This is a genomic window from Lactobacillus sp. C449L (assembly GCF_059900815.1).
This window is the reverse complement of the sequence record NZ_JBWXGA010000001.1, coordinates 600,389-617,101: the sequence shown is the minus strand read 5'-3', so window position 1 is coordinate 617,101 and position 16,713 is coordinate 600,389. Positions and strand designations below refer to the sequence as shown.

The window sequence follows — 16,713 nt, the reverse complement described above, 5'->3', positions numbered from 1 at the left end:
AAAAAGGACAAAAGATGGAAAAAAACCAAATTATTGAATTAGAAATTACTGACTTATCATACGAGGCCATGGGTGTGGCTCACTACGAAGGGATGACCGTTTTTGTCACCAATGCTTTGCCAGATGAAACGGTCAGCGCTAAAGTCTTAAAGGTCAAAAAGAATTTTGCTTTTGCTAAAATTGAACAGATTATCAAAGTAAGCCCAGATAGGGTGAATATTGAACTTAATCAGTGGGTGCAAACTGGTCTGGCATCGCTTGCGCATATTAAATATGATAAACAACTAGAATTTAAGCGTGACCAAGTAGTTAACCTATTGAACAAAGCGCACTTAGACGACATAGAAGTTGGTCAAACGCTGCCAAGTCCGGAAGAAACCGGCTACCGTAATAAAGCACAAGTTCCAGTGCGCGAAGTAAATGGTGAACTTGAAATCGGCTTTTTCAGACGCCATTCACATGACCTTGTGCCGTTAACTAATTTCTTTACGACTGATCCCGAAATTGATCGGGTTTTAGTAGCTGTGCGTGATGTTTTGCGTCAAAATCGTGTTCCAGCTTATGATGAAATTCATAATCAAGGTGAAGTTAGGTATTTAGATGTGCGTCGCAGCAAAGCTACCGGTGAAATTATGGTAATTTTGGTTTGTCTGCATAAAGACTTTCCGCAATTGCCAAAAGTTGCGGAAGCGATTAAAGCAATCAAAGGCGTGACTAGCCTGATTCTAAACTACAATTCCAAGAAAACTAATGTCATTTTAGGTAAAGTTGACTACCTGATTTTTGGTAAGCCGCAGATTACTGATCAAATTGGTGACGTTAAATTTAGAATTTCACCAGAAAGTTTTTTCCAAATCAATTCCCTGCAAACACCGCGTTTGTATGATTTAGCTATTGAAAAAGCTGATCTTAAGAGTGATGATGTTGTCGTCGATGCCTATTCCGGCATTGGCACGATTGGTTTGACCGTTGCCAAACATGTCAAATCGGTTCGCGGAATCGAAAGTGTGCGTGACGCCGTGAAAGACGCCAACAATAATGCCGAAATAAACGATATTCATAATACCAAATATGTGACTGGTAAGGCCGAAGAAGTGATGCCCAAGTGGGCAGCCAAAGGGATGAAGACCGACGTCATTTTTGTCGATCCACCAAGAAAAGGACTGACGCCGGAATTTATTAAGGCAGCGGTTGAAACTGGTCCCAAGAAGATTGTTTATATTTCCTGCAATCCTGCCACCATGGTGCGCGACTTACAAGAATTTCAAAAACATGGTTATAGCTTCAACCATATTGATCCTGTTGATATGTTCCCGCAAACGCCTCATGTAGAAGCGGTGACGGTGCTGGAAAGATCTGACTCATAGTACTATTTAAAGAGAGCGTTATAGATGACAAATGAAATTAAGCGTTGCGATTGGGCAACCAAAAGCCAAATCGAACAAGACTATCATGACAGGGAATGGGGCATTCCCGTACATGACGATCACCAGTTGTTTAAAATGTTAGTATTAGAAGGTAAACAAGCCGGTCTTAGCTGGTCAACAATTTTAGCTAAAAGAGATACACTTTGTGAAGCTTTTGATGATTTTAATCCAGAAATTATGGTTACTTACGATGATAATAAAGTCGCTGAATTGTTACAAAACAATGGCGTAATTAAAAACAAGTTGAAAATCAAGGCTGCTATTAGTAATGCACAAGCATATTTTAAAATATGTGAAGAATCTAACTCCCTTGATAACTATCTTTGGTCATTTGTAAACCAAAAGCCAATTATTAATTCATGGACAAGTACGGAACAGGTACCAGCAAGTACAGAATTATCTGATAAAATAAGTAAAGACTTAAAGAAACATGGTTTTAAATTTGTTGGCTCTACCACGGTTTATGCCTTCATGCAATCGGTTGGGATGGTCAATGATCATTTAGTTTCATGTGCTTTTAGGAATGCGGATTAGATATGAAACTTTTTTATGAGATAGTGTAAAAGCCATTAATTTAAGTACGTTTGCGCTTTTGCGACAAGTAATTGCTAGTGTTTACCAGCAATAAAATAATTTTTTATATACATATACTAAATTTATGATTGCTAAAGTTTGATTAGATATATATGACGAGAAACCACCTTCTCGAAAAAATAGTCTTCATAACTTGTAAAACGTATTGCTGACTCCATACGTCCGGATTACCTAATGGAGTTAATTTCATGAGAAGAGAGACAATTTTTTTAAAAGTTGTCTAGCTTAATTTCTTTCTATAAGAGACAACAATATTTGATGCTATTAGAAATGTACTATTCTATTTTCTTTTTTTTATGGTGTAATTTTGTTATGATATCACTATTAGTAAAAAGGAGGGTTAACTTGCAAGTGAAGAAATTTCAAGCTGATATAAATAGTCCAGTTCCTTTATACTATCAGTTACAACAATTTATGATAGAAGAAATAAAGGCGAGTAGGTTCACAGATGACAATCCTTTTCCTTCTGAAAAAGAGTGGATTGAGTATACAGGACTAAGTCGCACCACTATTAGACAAGCAATAGAAAACCTTGTTTCTGAAAATATATTGGAGAAGCGTAGAGGTATAGGTACATTTATTAAAAAAAATGATTTTAAAAATACGTGGAATTTTGAACGATTAAGAAGCTTTCGTGAAGAGGTTGAAATGAATGGTGGGTCATGCGCCACCGAGCAACTAAGTATTAATACTATAGAAATTTCTGAAAAGGACAAATTGTTTGAAGTATTTAATAAGAAATATAAAATTTTCTATAAATTACGTAGACTTAGATATCTAGATAATACCCCTGCAATATATGTAACCACTTATGTACCTCAAAAATTAACACCAAATATAGATAAGTATAACTTTAATGAAAGATCATTGTTTGAAACAATGGTTAAAGAATATAAAATTAATATCGGTTTTGCAGAAAAAGAGTTACATGCTAGTTTAGCTACAGCTGAGGAAGCTAAACTATTAAATATTAAAAAGAATTCTCCAATACAGATGGTAAAGACCAGGACTTTAGATGTAAAGGAATCACCAATTGAATATTCGGTTTCTCGTGATAGAGGAGACATTAGTTTATATACTTTTAGACTAACATATCGTGGATGAGAAAAAGACAATCTCTTAAAAGATTGTCTTTTTTTTCTTGAGTTTTAAAAAAACAACGATATAATGATGTTGAGATGTAATGATGTCTTAATAAGAGATTAGGAGGAAAGCTATGAATTTTAGCAAAAAGGTTGCTATTGTAACTGGTGCTGGTAGCGGTATCGGAAGAGAAATTAGTTTGGAACTAGCTAAGGAAGGAGCCTATGTCGCATGTACAGATGCAAATGAGAAAAGTGTTTCAGAAACGGAAAAGCTGATTTCTGAAGCAGGAGGCACTTCTATTTCTTTCGAGATTGATGTAAGAGTTAAGAATGATATAGACAAAATGGTTGATTCGGTTGTGAATAAATTTGGTACTATTGATTATTTAATTAATTGTGCTGGTATTTCAACTATCACCCCATTTTTACAGCATTCAGAAACTTTATGGGACAATACGCTTGATGTTAACTTAAAAGGACAGTTTTTGATGTGTCAGGGAGTTATTCCGATAATGTTGAAGCAGCGAAGCGGAAGTATTGTTAATATGTCCTCGCAATCGGGAAAAGTTGGAACAACGCAATATGCTGCTTATTGTTCTAGTAAATTTGGGGTTATTGGTTTGACACAGTCGTTAGCAAAAGAATTTGGACCTGATGGTATTAGAGTAAATAGCATAGCCCCTGGAGTAGTCTATACACATATGTGGGAAAAACAAAAGTTTGATTATGCGAAAAAGAGGAATCTTGACCCAGATCATGTTATGGATTATTTCAAAGAAAAAATTCCTTTAAGACGTTTGGGAACTGAAGAAGATGTTGCTAAATTAACAAAGTTTCTTTTAAGCGATGATTCAAGTTATATTACCGGACAAACTATAAACTTAAACGGCGGAGACATTATGTTTTAGGAGAGAAAAAATGGATGATTTTAAATTAAAAATACAAAAATTTGGCGGTTTCTTGGCTGGAATGGTTATTCCAAATATTGGAGCATTTATAGCTTGGGGACTAATTACTGCTATGTTTTTGGATTCTGGATGGTTTCCTAATAAGCAACTAGCAACATTAATTTCGCCAATGCTACAATACTTGCTACCAACGCTAATCGCTTACACGGGTGGAAAAATGGTTTATGGCCAAAGAGGGGCTGTAGCTGGCGTAGTAACCGCTGCAGGAGCTATTTTTGGGTCCAAGATTCCGATGTTTTTAGCAGCAATGATTTTAGGCCCTCTTGGCGGCTGGGTTATGAAAAAAGTAGATAAATTACTTGATGGTAAAGTAATGACAGGCTTTGAAATGTTGGTCAACAATTTTTCAATTGGAATAGTCGGATTATTGTTAGCTGTTATTTCTTTCTACGTAATAGAACCAGTTATAGCCTCTGCTACGCAAGCTGCAACGGTTGGAGTAAATTATCTAATTAAGGCTAATTTATATCCTTTACTCGCAGTAATTATTGAGCCAGCAAAGGTGCTTTTCTTGAATAATGCTATAGATCAAGGAATTTTTGTTCCATTAGGATCCGCTGAAATTTTGAAACACGGAGGAAAGACACTTTTTTATATGCTCGTTTCAAGTCCCGCTCCTGGCGCTGGAATTTTGTTAGCATATAGTTTATTTGGCAAAGGAAATAGTAAAAAGTCTGCTCCTTCTTCATTAATTATCGAATTTATTGGGGGAATACATGAAGTGTACTTCCCATACGTTCTTATGAAACCGCTTATGTTTTTGGCTGTAATAGCTGGTGGTGTATGTCAAATTGTAGTTTGGGTTCTTTTGAAATCAGGATTAGCCGGATATCCTCATCCTGGAAGTATAATTTCTTTTCTAATTATGCTTCCTAAAGGTGGAGCTTTATCTGTTCTTTTAGGATTAGCAGCTGGAATCTTAGGAAGTTTAACAGTTGCATTCTTTATATTAAAAGCGGATCACTCGGATCAAGAAGGTGATGTTTCTCTGGCTGGTGATATACAAGATATGCTTGGAGTGAAGCAAGAAGACAGTGGTTCGGATAAGAGCGTTTCCCAATCTTCTAAGAGAATTAATGCTTCTGATGTTAAAGAAATTATATTTGCTTGTGATGCTGGTATCGGCTCTAGTGCAATGGGAAGTGGTATTTTAAAGAAAAAAATCAAAGAAGCTGGGTTTGATATTAATGTTACAAATTGTGCAGTGGATCGATTAAGCAAAGACGCGCAAATTGTTGTTACTCATGAGAATTTACTTGAAAGGGCCCAACAGGCAGCACCTAATGCAGCTATTTACACAGTTAAAGACTTTTTAAATGACCCAACATATGATGAAATTGTTGATGACTTAAAAAAGGGAGTGTTATCTGGTGAAAATTGATGAAAGTCAAATTTTGCTTAATGAGAAGGCTAAATCCAAAAATGAGGCAATTATTAAAATTGGAGAGCGCATGCTTTCAAATGGTCTAATTGAGTCTGAGTATATAGATTCAATGCTAAACAAAGAGAAAACTGATGTAACTTTTATTGGCAATGGAGTAGCTATACCTCATGGATTAGACAACGATAGAGTTTATGTTAAAAAGCCGGGAATAATTATAGCTCAGTTTCCTTATGGCGTAGATTGGGGAAATGATAAAGCCTTTTTAGTTATCGGAATTGCTTCAAAGAATAATGAGCATTTGGAACTCCTTCAAGATTTAGCTATTAAGCTTTCAGATATTAACTACGTTAATAAACTCGTTAATTGTACTTCGATTCAATCTTTTTTAGAAATTTTTAACAATGGTGAGGTTAGTTAATGTTTAATCAAACAGATCAATTGGCGGTTAATACCATTCGTACACTTAGTATTGACATGATTCAAAAAGCAAATTCTGGACACCCTGGTTTGCCAATGGGTGCTGCACCCATGGCATATGTCTTATGGACGCGGCATTTGAAAATTAATCCTACAACTTCGCGACGCTGGCCCGATCGAGACCGCTTCATTTTATCCGCTGGACATGGTTCAGCTTTATTGTATAGCTTGCTGCATTTAGCAGGTTATCAGGTCAGTTTGGACGATTTAAAGCAATTTCGACAATTAGGATCTAAAACGCCAGGTCATCCAGAAGTGTTTCATACCGATGGAGTAGAAGCAACAACAGGTCCACTCGGTCAAGGAGTGGGCATGAGTGTAGGCATGGCAATGGCCGAAGCTCATTTGGCATCAATGTATAATAAACCTGGTTTTCCAGTCGTTGATCATTATACCTATGCGTTATGCGGGGATGGTGATTTAATGGAAGGAATCTCTCAAGAGTCAATTAGTTTAGCTGGTCATTTAAAATTAGGCAAATTGATTCTGTTATACGATTCAAACGATATTTCACTTGATGGCCCACTGAATAAAGCGAATACAGAAAGCACAAAAGGGCGGTTTGAAGCAAGTGGGTGGCAACACCTTCTTGTAAAGGATGGTAATGACTTAGAAGCCATTAATGCTGCGATTGAAGCAGCAAAAGGAGAAACAGAAAAGCCAACCATCATCGAAGTTAAAACGGTGATTGGCTTTGGTGCTCCTAATGCGGGTACAAATAAAGTGCACGGAGCTCCATTAGGCGAAGAAGGGGTAATGGCAGCCAAAGCAGCGTATGGTTGGAATTATCCACCATTTACCGTACCAAAAGAAGTAGCCCAACTGTTTAAGGAAACTATTGGTGAAAAAGGAGCTTTAGCGGAAGAAAAATGGCAACAATTATTTGCCAAATACCAAGTTGCTTATCCAGCTTTAGCAAAGCAATTTGAAACAGCATTTGCAGGTAAATTACCAGCTAATTGGAACGAAGATTTGCCAACTTATACTTCGGATTATAATAAAGCAAGTAGGGTTACAAGCAAGGAAATAATCCAAGTGCTTGCGAAAAACAATCCAGGCTTTTGGGGTGGTTCTGCTGATCTCTCTAGTTCAAACAACACGTTGATTGCCAATGAAAAAGATTTTGAACCTGGTCATTATGAGGGACGAAATATTTGGTTTGGAGTACGTGAGTTTGGCATGGCGGCGGCAATGAACGGAATTGCTTTACACGGCGGAACCCGAGTTTATGGCGCAACATTCTTTGTGTTTGTTGATTACCTAAGACCTGCTGTTCGTTTGGCAGCGTTGCAAAAATTGCCAGTTACTTTTGTGCTAACCCATGATTCGGTTGCAGTAGGAGAAGATGGTCCAACGCATGAACCTATCGAACAACTATCAAGTTTGCGGGGAATACCCAACCTTTCTGTACTTCGTCCTGCTGATGCAAATGAAGTAGTTGCAGCTTGGAAATTGGCAATGGAAGCTCAAGATCATCCTACCGTTTTAGTCTTGTCGCGCCAAAATCTTCCGGTGCTAGCTGGTACAGCTGAAAAAGCTGCTTCGGGAGTTGCAAAAGGTGGCTATGTGGTTTCGCAAGAAAAAGGGGAGAAACCAGATGGTATCTTGATTGCAACAGGATCTGAAGTATATTTAGCTCAAGTAGCGCAAGAAAAATTACGTGCCAAAGGGAAAGATGTACGAGTGGTTTCTTTACCAAGTTTTGATTTGTTCGAAAAACAGTCAGAAGTCTATCGCGAAAGCGTTTTGCCAAAAGCCGTGTCCAAGCGGGTAGCTATCGAAATGGGAGCATCCTTCGGTTGGAAACGCTATGTGGGAGAACAAGGTGTGATTATCGGTATTGATCGCTTTGGAGAAAGCGGAAAGGGAAACTTAGTTGTTGAGTCATTTGGCTTTACGATTGAAAATATCGTTGCGGTTTATGAGTCAATAAACTGATGCTCCTAAAATAAATTCCAATAGATGTTTACTTGGAGACACACTCTAAAATGCAAAGAAACACTACTTTCTGTTCTTTGTCAAATTGTGTTGGCTTTCAAAAATCAATAGAGGAAGCGTTTCGGCGTTTCCTTTTTTTGTCCAATTTTTGTACTTATTTCGCTATGCTGTTTACATTCGTAGTGGATATGGAAGCCTTACCGATAATAAAAAAACTGATTCGTAAGAGTTTATTTAATGAAGAGAGTTTAGATGACAAATGAAATTAAGTGTTGCGGTTGAGTAAGCAAGCTCGTCTTAGCTGGTCAACAATTTTAGCTAAAAGAGATACACTTTGTGAAGCTTTTGATGATTTTAATCCAGAAATTATGGTTACTTACGATGATAATAAAGTCGCTGAATTGTTAGAAAACGATGGCGTAATTAAGAACAAGCTGAAAGTCAAGGCTGCCATTAGTAATGCACAAGCATATTTTAAAATATGTGAAAAATTTAGCTCCCTTGATAACTATCTTTGGTCATTTGTAAACCAAAAGCCAATTATTAATTCATGGACAAGTACGGAACAGGTACCAGCAAGTACAGAATTATCTGATAAAATAAGTAAAGACTTAAAGAAACATGGTTTTAAATTTGTTGGCTCTACCACGGTTTATACCTTCATGCAATCGGTTGGGATGGTCAATGATCATTTAGTTTCATGTGCTTTTAGGAATGCGGATTAGATATAGTTAATTAATGTTTTAAATTAAAAATGCCGAGTTATGCAGTAGCTTGGCATTTTTTAGTAATCCAAGGTATATTGTTTTAGTCCAGTTATTGCTTTTTAGTTTAATAAATATAGATATAAAATCGATAAACTACAAAGAAAAGTGCGTGGGCAAAAACGGATGTTTTGTCATAAATTTCTGTTCTTGTAAAAAGCACAATCAATCGCTGGCGGTTCTTGAAAGGGAGTAATTTAGACGTAAAAAAAGTTGAACATCCTAGTTAAGGGGGTGCTCAACTTTTTATTTCCTCTTAATTCTTTTTATTCTTGATTTTTTGATTAATTTCTCTGATTTCTCTAGCTGCCTTCCAGTAATAAAAAGTCCAAATTATCAAAAAGATTGCAATGAACTCAGCTGTGAAAATAATCATGTTTACCCAGCTTAAGGGAAACCAACCTGCAAGAATAGCCAAAGGAGTGAAACCGACATAATAGATAATAAAACTAGTTATTGTTTGCTTCAGGTATGACCATTTTCTGATGGCATAAACCATGCTGCCAAAGCCGAAGACCATTCCCATTAGAGCCCAAAGCAAAATTGAAACTGTAAACGCGGTTAGAGGACTGAAAAATTTTTTAACAAATGTTGGCGTTGAAGGATAATAATATAAGGGATAGTAATATAAATCTGGTCTTGCCAAATAGTTGCTAATTAGTGAAATTACTAAGCCGATAAAAACGCCAATTGCGGCGAACCGAAAAGCGTAAGATAAATATTTAACGATTTTTTTCATATGCCAAGCCTCTCTTTCAGGTTTTTGATATTACGTCTGGAAATTTGGATTCGATGATCATTAATCAAAACGACATCAATCAGTCCGTTGTCAAGTAGCTCCAAATGGTCAATATAGTTATAATTAAAAATTGCACTACGCGAAGCTTCAATGAAGTAGCTGGGTAAGTTGGCCTTCATGTTTGCCAAATGGTCGTTATACGAAAACAGTTGGTTTTCGGTAAAAATGTTCGTTTCCCTGCTGGCCACCTCTAATGAATAAATATCCTGATATTTGACGGGAATAATTTGGGATTCATAATGACACCATAGAACATCATCGTTTGAGGTCATTACTTGTAAAAAGTCATTGATCTTGGGTGTCATTTTTTTAATCCAAAGCTCGCCGTGTTCCTCTTCCAAATTCGGATCCACATGACAATTAATTTTCATTTCTTTGCCTCCTTTGAACTTTAGTATAGATGATAAACAAGATTTTTTTCTCTTTCTACATGAAATGGTCGAAAAATTGTCATAAATGGTTTTCAGGAATGTAATTGCGGCAAAAATTTTTGATCGGCTAGTTGAATGAATAAATCGGGTTTTTGAGAGTATAGTTAACTATTTAAAATAATCTTATTTGGATTTTGAGTAGGACCAAAAAAAGCAATTTTTAGAATTTTAATTTGTGTAAATTAAAGAATGGTACAATTAATGATGGTTATATATGTTATCTACATAAAATTACGGTTCATTTAAAAAAACTGTATATCATAACTTTTACTAAGTGTAAGTTATTAAGTTAAGGTCATGGCAAAAGGCGGAGGAAAGATGTCAAATACAACTACAAGCTTGCAGCAAGGGCTATTTAGTGCTGCTGACTCATTGCGCTCGAAGATGGACGCTAATCAATACAAAAATTATTTATTAGGAACAGTTTTCTATAAATATCTTTCTGACCATATGCTTTATTATGTTTTGGAGCTGTTAACTGATCAGTCGGATGGAACGCTTGAGCAAGCTCAGGAAGTATATGAAGAAAACGCTAATGAGCAGGACCTGATTGATGAGCTAAAAATGTCCTTGGGCTATGTAATTGAGCCAGAATATACATATAATAGTATTTTAAAAGCAGTAAATGATCATTCTTTCCAAGTGAAGCAAATGCAGGATGCTTTTAATAAACTTGAAAGTAGTGATCAAGACTTTGAAGGCCTGTTTGACGACTATGATCTGTATTCTAAGAGCCTGGGAAGCACGGCGCAGAAGAGAACGGACACGGTTGCGAACGTAATTCAAGCGATTGGCAAAATTGAATTAGTAAAAACTCCTGGTGATAGCTTAGGCGATGCTTACGAGTATTTGATTAGTCAGTTTGCTTCAGAGTCTGGTAAAAAAGCGGGCGAATTTTACACGCCGCAACAAGTTTCTGAATTATTAACACGTTTAACATTAGTCGGTAAAGATTACACTAATGGCATGGCAGTTTACGATCCGGCAATGGGGTCAGGCTCTTTACTATTAAACTTTAAAAAGTATGTTCCCAACCATGACCGTATTACCTATTATGGTCAGGAAATTAATACTTCAACTTATAATTTGGCCAAAATGAACATGATTCTGCACAATATTGACCAAGCTAATCGTCACCTTCGTAACGGTGATACATTAGACGAAGATTGGCCGGCTGAAGAAGTTAATAATTTCGATGCGGTCGTCATGAATCCACCATATTCGTTAAAGTGGTCTGCAAACAAGGGCTTTTTGGATGATCCACGCTTTTCTCCTTATGGCGTTTTGCCGCCAAAATCGAAAGCCGATTATGCCTTCTTATTGCATGGACTTTATCATTTAAAGCACAGTGGGGCAATGTCAATCGTTTTGCCACACGGAGTTTTATTCCGGGGAGCTGCTGAAGGTAAAATTAGGCAAAAGCTGCTTGAGAATGGTTCTATTGATGCAGTAATTGGTCTGCCAGCAAACCTGTTCTACAGTACCAGTATTCCAACGGTGATTATTGTGCTAAAGAAAGATAAGCAGGATCGTGACGTCTTGTTTATTGACGCTTCTAAGGACTTTGAAAAGGTCAAAACGCAAAACAAGTTACGTGAAGAAGATATTAACCGAATCTTGGATACATATGCCAAGCGGACAGATGTCGAAAAGTATGCTCATAAAGCCAGTTATGACGAAATTAAAGAAAATGACTTCAATTTAAATATTCCACGTTATGTAGATACATTTGAAGAAGAGCCTCCTGTAGATGTGCAAAAGGTAGCTTCTGATATGCAAGCTATTAAAAATGAAGAAGCACAAGTAACTGATGAAATTATGCAAGCGATGGACGAGCTGACTGGAACGGATGAAGAGGCTCAAAAAGTACTTGACCAGTTGAAGGATATTTTGTAGAAGTTAGTAAGGTTAGATAAATGACTGAACGTAAATTAATGCCACATATCAGATTTAAAGGATTTGAGGATGTGTGGAAGAAAGACCAAATAAATAATGTAACTTCTACTAAATCTGGTGGAACTCCCAGTGTTAGTAATAAAGAATTTTATATTGGAGAAATACCATTTATTAGGTCTTCTGATATCAACAAGACTAACACGGAATTGAAAATTAACAATGAAGCTATAAATAGCTCAGCTACTTTTATTGTAAAAAAGGGTAATATTTTATACGCTTTATATGGAGCTACAAGTGGTCAAGTAGCTATTTCAAAAATCACTGGTGCAATCAACCAAGCAGTATTAGCTATTTTTCCAAAACCTTTTATTGATAAATATTTTCTGATGTATTGGCTTGCGAAAAATAAACAAAAAATCATAGCAAAATATTTACAAGGTGGCCAAGGAAACTTATCTGCTAAATTAATAAAAAAGCTTATACTCATATTTCCAAGTGGACCTGAACAACAAAAAATTGGCGCTCTTTTTGCTAAGTTAGACCGACTACTTGATTTACAGCAGCAAAAGCTCGATCAGCTGGAATTGCTGAAAAAAGCTCTGCTGCAAAAGCTATTTCCAAAGCAAGGCGAAAAAATACCGGAATTGCGGTTTAAAGGCTTTGCGGAGGAATGGAAAAAAGACACAATCGGTGAAATAGCAAGAACAAAGTCTGGCGGAACACCAAGTGTGAATAATAGAAAATATTATGATGGGAATATCCCATTTATAAGATCTTCTGATATAAATAAGACAAATGTTGATTTAAAAATAAATGATGAAGCAGTTTCATATTCATCTGCTTTTGTTGTTGAAAAAGGAAATATACTATATGCATTATATGGGGCAACAAGCGGACAAGTTGCGATTTCAAGAATTACTGGTGCAGTGAATCAGGCAATATTAGCTATATTTCCTAAACAATATATAAATAAAATGTTTCTTATGTACTGGCTTTCATATAACAAAGAAAAAATCACTACAAAATATTTGCAAGGGGGGCAAGGTAACCTATCTGCAAAATTGATAAAAAAGTTACTAATTACATTTCCACTAAAAGATGAACAACAAAAAATTGGCAACCTTCTCGCAAAAGTGGATCACTTAATTGAACTTGAAAATAAAAAATTGCACAATTTAAAACAGGTTAAAAAGTCCTTATTGCAAAATATGTTTGTTGAATAATTGGGAAGGAGAATGGCATGGTATTGACTTCGGTAAAAGAATCCCAAATGGAAGAAGCACTGATTGATCATCTGACGCAAGGGACGAATCAGTGGCACCTTCGGGAAGATTTAAGAACGATTCCACAATTGTGGGCTAATTTTTTTAAAATTCTGGAAGATAATAATCGTGATCAACTTCATGATGTTCCTTTGACGACTAATGAAAAAGAGACCATTCGGACACAAATCACGCAGTCCAATTTTTATCAAGCTGCCAAATTTTTGTCAGGTGCCAATCGGCAAGTGCGGCACCATTTAAAGCGCGATAATTCGGCTTTGCCAGACGCTGATTTATTAATTTTAGACAATACTAACGTTTCTGGTGGTTCATCCGTATACGAAGTTGTTCACCAAGTTGAAGTCAATGCTTCTGGCATGTCAGCTCTTGATCAGGATCGACGCTTTGATGTTACTCTGCTTATCAATGGTTTGCCTTTGATTCATATCGAATTAAAAACACCCAATTTTCCTTATATGGATGCCTTTAGACAAATTCAAAAGTACATTGATGAAGATAAATTTGGCGATATTTATAACTTTGTTGAAATGCTTGTTGTGACCAATGGCACCACGACGCGCTATATTGCAGCGGGACAGAAGTTGAATGCCAATTTTTTGACCACTTGGATCGATCTTAATAAAAAACCGGTAGATGATTATCTTCAGTTTGCACAGGTAGTTTTATCAATTCCTATGGCACATCATCTGATTGCTGATTACACGGTTTTAGATGATAAAGCACAAAAGATCATTTTGCTTAGACCGTACCAAATTCAAGCCATTCAAGCAATTTTTAATGCTTCAAAATCCCGTAAGTCTGGCTTTGTTTGGCATGCTACTGGTTCAGGTAAAACCTTAGCGTCATATAAAGTGGCGCGTAATTTATTACAAATTCCTGCCATCGATAAGACAATTTTTTTAATTGATCGTAAAGACTTGGACATGCAAACTACGACTGCCTTCAAAACCTATGCCAACAACGATACGATTGATGTCGACGATACAGCAAATAGTTTTGAGCTGGCAAGGCAACTGGGTGATGGCAATCGCAGTATGATTGTGACCACTAGACAAAAAATGCACGCAATTTTTAAACGGATGGAGAATTCACCTGAGATTGCGACAAAATATGCGAAACTAAAAGATTTGCAGTTAGCTTTTATTGTTGACGAGTGCCATCGAGCTGTTACGCCAGCGCAAAAACGTGAACTAGATAAATTTTTCAATCGTCAACCGTTATGGTATGGCTTCACTGGCACGCCTATTTTTGACGAAAATGCTCGAACAGAAAATGGCCAGGAGGCCAGAACAACGGAGCAATTATACGGTCCGGTTTTACACACTTACACCATTGAAGATGCGATTCATGATAAAAAGGTTCTAGGGTTTAAAATTGACAATCAAGGCGATAGCAATCAAAGTGATAACGACGACATTTATTTGACCGATGCTCACATGAAGGCGGTAGTTAAACGAGTTTTGGACTTGGCATATCGTAAGCAGGGCCTTAGCAACGGTCACCGCTATTCGGCGATTTTTTCTACTTCGTCAATCAAACAAGCGCAAAAATACTATCGCATTTTTAGCGAGACTATTGATAAAGGTGAAGTTCCCCGTCGGATTCAAAAAGTAGCCCCTGATTTTCCACGAATAGCTATTACCTATTCAATTTCGCAAAATGAAGCTGAATCGGCTGCTAATCAAGAAGAGATGAAGGCATCATTGCGAGATTACAATAAGATGTTCCATACTAGTTTCTCTATGTCTGAATTAGGTGGTTATAACCACAATGTTAACGATCGCTTAGCTTGTAAAGATAAGGCATATCAAAAGCCCAATCAGCAACTTGATATTGTAATTGTGGTTGACCGACTGTTAACTGGTTTTGACGCACCGCGTCTTTCGACCTTGTACCTTGACCGGCCACCGATGAATCCCCAAAATCTCATTCAAGCTTTTTCAAGAACTAACCGGATTTATGATGCGGGTAAAACTTGGGGGCAAGTGGTTACTTTCCAATATCCTGATCAGTATAGTGACGCTATTGATACTGCACTGACGCTGTATGCCAAGGGTGGCACGAATGATGTTTTAGCGCCAGATTGGACAACTTCTAAAAAACGTTATCAAAGTGCTCGGAAAAAGCTTGATCAGTATGTGCAAAATCCGGAAGCACTAGAACAGCTTGCAAATGTACCGGAAAAAGAAAAAAAGGAGTTTCTCAAAGCCTTTCAAGAATATGATAAGTCGCTTGCAGCCATTAAAACCTATGATGAACTAGACAAGCAAGAAGATCTTCCGTCGACTGAACAGGTAGATATTAATGATATTCCTTCTGCAATTCTTGATCGACTTGAGGGCATTTACAATAACATTATTGATGAACTCAAGTCTGACAATGCTGATAGCGGTGAACCAATTGATATCGGGGTTGACGAAGACTATGAGCTGGAATCTTTCCATACCAAAGAAGTAGATGAAGGTTACATTATGGGTTTGATCAAAAGCTATATTTCTGATGCTAATAATGAAGTGGAGCGGCAGGCTTTACCGCAAGACTCAGGTAATCAAGCGCAAGTCGACGATTATATTGATCAATATGCTAAGACTAATAAACCGCGCGCCGATCATATTCGGAGTCTTTGGAATGACGTTCAACGTGAGTCTCAAAAATTTTCTGCTCAAAAAGTTGAAGAAATCTTGCAGGAGGAAATTGATCAAGAAAGCCAGAAAATTTTGCAAGGATTTGCGAAAAACTATGGCTTAAATTATAGTAATCTCCAATATGTCGTTAAGAACTATGATCCTGATGTTAAAAATACGAAGGGGATGGGCGATTTAACGAGTAAGAAGTTTTTTGACCAATATAAAGAAGAACATCCTAATAGCGATTTAACTAACTGGTTGAAATGGAAATCCGAGGTTCGTGAACAGGTGAAGGCCGTCTACACCACCAAGATTAAGCCTTTAGAAAACGAAAACTAAATAGTTAACAAGTGAAGTAGCCCATACTGGTAAAAATAGTATGAGCTTTTTTTATCAATTTGCAGTTTATGGCCCTTATTGAATGCATGTAATTTCTAATATATAATTTATATTTAGATACGGTTGTGAATTAAAAGTACGGTTTTGGGAGTATTTACATGCAAAAGATCAACCAATTACAACTAGATTGTGCAATCAAGCAAAAAAAGGGTCTTCATATTATTTTAGCTTCTGTTTTAATCTGGATGGCAATCACCTGTGTTCACCTAACAACGTGGCCGATTTTGACTAAAAACTTATTCACGTTTGTTTGTGCAGCTTTTTTGCTGCCAACTTCCTTTATAATTTCAAAACTAATTAAAGTGGATTTTCAAAATAAAGCAAATCCATTAACTGAGTTAGGAATTATCTTTTCAGTCAATCAGGTGCTTTACCTTTTAATTGCAATGTGGATCTATCCAACAATTCCTGACAAAATGCTAATGGTTATCACCATTATTTTTGGTGCACATCTATTGCCTTATGGTTGGCTATATCGATCTCAAGCTTATTTTATTTTTTCATGTGTAATTCCCTTCTTAGCTTTAATAGTTGGACTCAATTTTAATCCGTCAACTTTAGCAGAAGCAATGATCGTATTAGAAATATTATTTTGCTTGGCTTTAGTATGGGAAAACAAAAAACTAAAAAACAAAAGATAG

The 16,713-nt window shown here is 36.6% G+C and carries 14 protein-coding genes; 12 read left to right on the top strand and 2 right to left on the bottom strand.

The annotated features are described in order from the left end of the window. Positions 1-14: 14 nt before the first annotated feature. The 8 genes from rlmD (at position 15) to AC2JF9_RS02875 (ending at position 8,598) form a co-directional block, all read left to right on the top strand. Positions 15-1,367 (top strand): 23S rRNA (uracil(1939)-C(5))-methyltransferase RlmD, encoded by a 1,353-nt coding sequence (rlmD, locus tag AC2JF9_RS02910; RefSeq protein WP_500725310.1) that lies wholly within the window; start codon positions 15-17, stop codon positions 1,365-1,367. 24 nt (positions 1,368-1,391) lie between these two features. Then, on the top strand, positions 1,392-1,961 hold the full coding sequence (locus AC2JF9_RS02905; RefSeq protein ID WP_500725309.1) for a DNA-3-methyladenine glycosylase I: 570 nt from the start codon (positions 1,392-1,394) through the stop codon (positions 1,959-1,961). Between the two features lie 411 nt (positions 1,962-2,372). Continuing rightward, a complete protein-coding gene (locus tag AC2JF9_RS02900) occupies positions 2,373-3,125 on the top strand; it encodes a GntR family transcriptional regulator (protein WP_500725307.1) in 753 nt (250 codons plus the stop codon). Between the two features lie 112 nt (positions 3,126-3,237). Continuing rightward, entirely contained in the window at positions 3,238-4,014 is a 777-nt protein-coding gene (locus AC2JF9_RS02895) for an SDR family NAD(P)-dependent oxidoreductase (protein WP_500725305.1), read from the top strand. A gap of 10 nt (positions 4,015-4,024) precedes the next feature. Further along, entirely contained in the window at positions 4,025-5,455 is a 1,431-nt protein-coding gene (locus AC2JF9_RS02890; RefSeq protein ID WP_500725303.1) for a PTS mannitol transporter subunit IIBC, read from the top strand. Continuing rightward, entirely contained in the window at positions 5,445-5,876 is a 432-nt protein-coding gene (locus AC2JF9_RS02885) for a PTS mannitol transporter subunit IIA (protein WP_500725301.1), read from the top strand. The genes AC2JF9_RS02890 and AC2JF9_RS02885 overlap by 11 nt, the downstream gene beginning before the upstream one ends. Next, positions 5,876-7,873, top strand: a complete 1,998-nt coding sequence (gene tkt / locus AC2JF9_RS02880; protein WP_500725299.1) for a transketolase — start codon at positions 5,876-5,878, stop codon at positions 7,871-7,873. Before AC2JF9_RS02885 ends, tkt begins: the two co-directional genes overlap by 1 nt. Positions 7,874-8,151: 278 nt before the next feature. Continuing rightward, a complete protein-coding gene (locus AC2JF9_RS02875) occupies positions 8,152-8,598 on the top strand; it encodes a DNA-3-methyladenine glycosylase I (RefSeq protein ID WP_500725298.1) in 447 nt (148 codons plus the stop codon). 295 nt (positions 8,599-8,893) lie between these two features. Here AC2JF9_RS02875 and AC2JF9_RS02870 read toward each other — a convergent pair whose 3' ends face one another. Beyond that, positions 8,894-9,376 (bottom strand): DUF3021 domain-containing protein, encoded by a 483-nt coding sequence (locus AC2JF9_RS02870; RefSeq protein WP_500725297.1) that lies wholly within the window; start codon positions 9,374-9,376, stop codon positions 8,894-8,896. Beyond that, positions 9,373-9,807 (bottom strand): LytTR family DNA-binding domain-containing protein, encoded by a 435-nt coding sequence (locus tag AC2JF9_RS02865; protein WP_500725295.1) that lies wholly within the window; start codon positions 9,805-9,807, stop codon positions 9,373-9,375. The genes AC2JF9_RS02870 and AC2JF9_RS02865 overlap by 4 nt, the downstream gene beginning before the upstream one ends. A 378-nt stretch (positions 9,808-10,185) precedes the next feature. On the opposite strand from AC2JF9_RS02865, the gene AC2JF9_RS02860 reads away from it, so the two are divergent. The 4 genes from AC2JF9_RS02860 to AC2JF9_RS02845 all read left to right on the top strand — a co-directional run bounded on the left by AC2JF9_RS02860 (position 10,186) and on the right by AC2JF9_RS02845 (position 16,713). Continuing rightward, the gene (locus tag AC2JF9_RS02860) at positions 10,186-11,763 is read left to right on the top strand and encodes a type I restriction-modification system subunit M (protein WP_500725293.1); all 1,578 of its coding nucleotides are present in this window, start codon (positions 10,186-10,188) and stop codon (positions 11,761-11,763) included. Between the two features lie 20 nt (positions 11,764-11,783). Then, the gene (locus tag AC2JF9_RS02855) at positions 11,784-12,986 is read left to right on the top strand and encodes a restriction endonuclease subunit S (RefSeq protein ID WP_500725291.1); all 1,203 of its coding nucleotides are present in this window, start codon (positions 11,784-11,786) and stop codon (positions 12,984-12,986) included. A gap of 17 nt (positions 12,987-13,003) precedes the next feature. Next, positions 13,004-16,012: a type I restriction endonuclease subunit R, EcoR124 family gene (locus AC2JF9_RS02850; RefSeq protein ID WP_500725290.1), complete on the top strand. Its 3,009-nt coding sequence runs from the start codon at positions 13,004-13,006 to the stop codon at positions 16,010-16,012. Positions 16,013-16,170: 158 nt separating this feature from the next. Next, positions 16,171-16,713 (top strand): DUF7010 family protein, encoded by a 543-nt coding sequence (locus AC2JF9_RS02845; RefSeq protein ID WP_500725288.1) that lies wholly within the window; start codon positions 16,171-16,173, stop codon positions 16,711-16,713.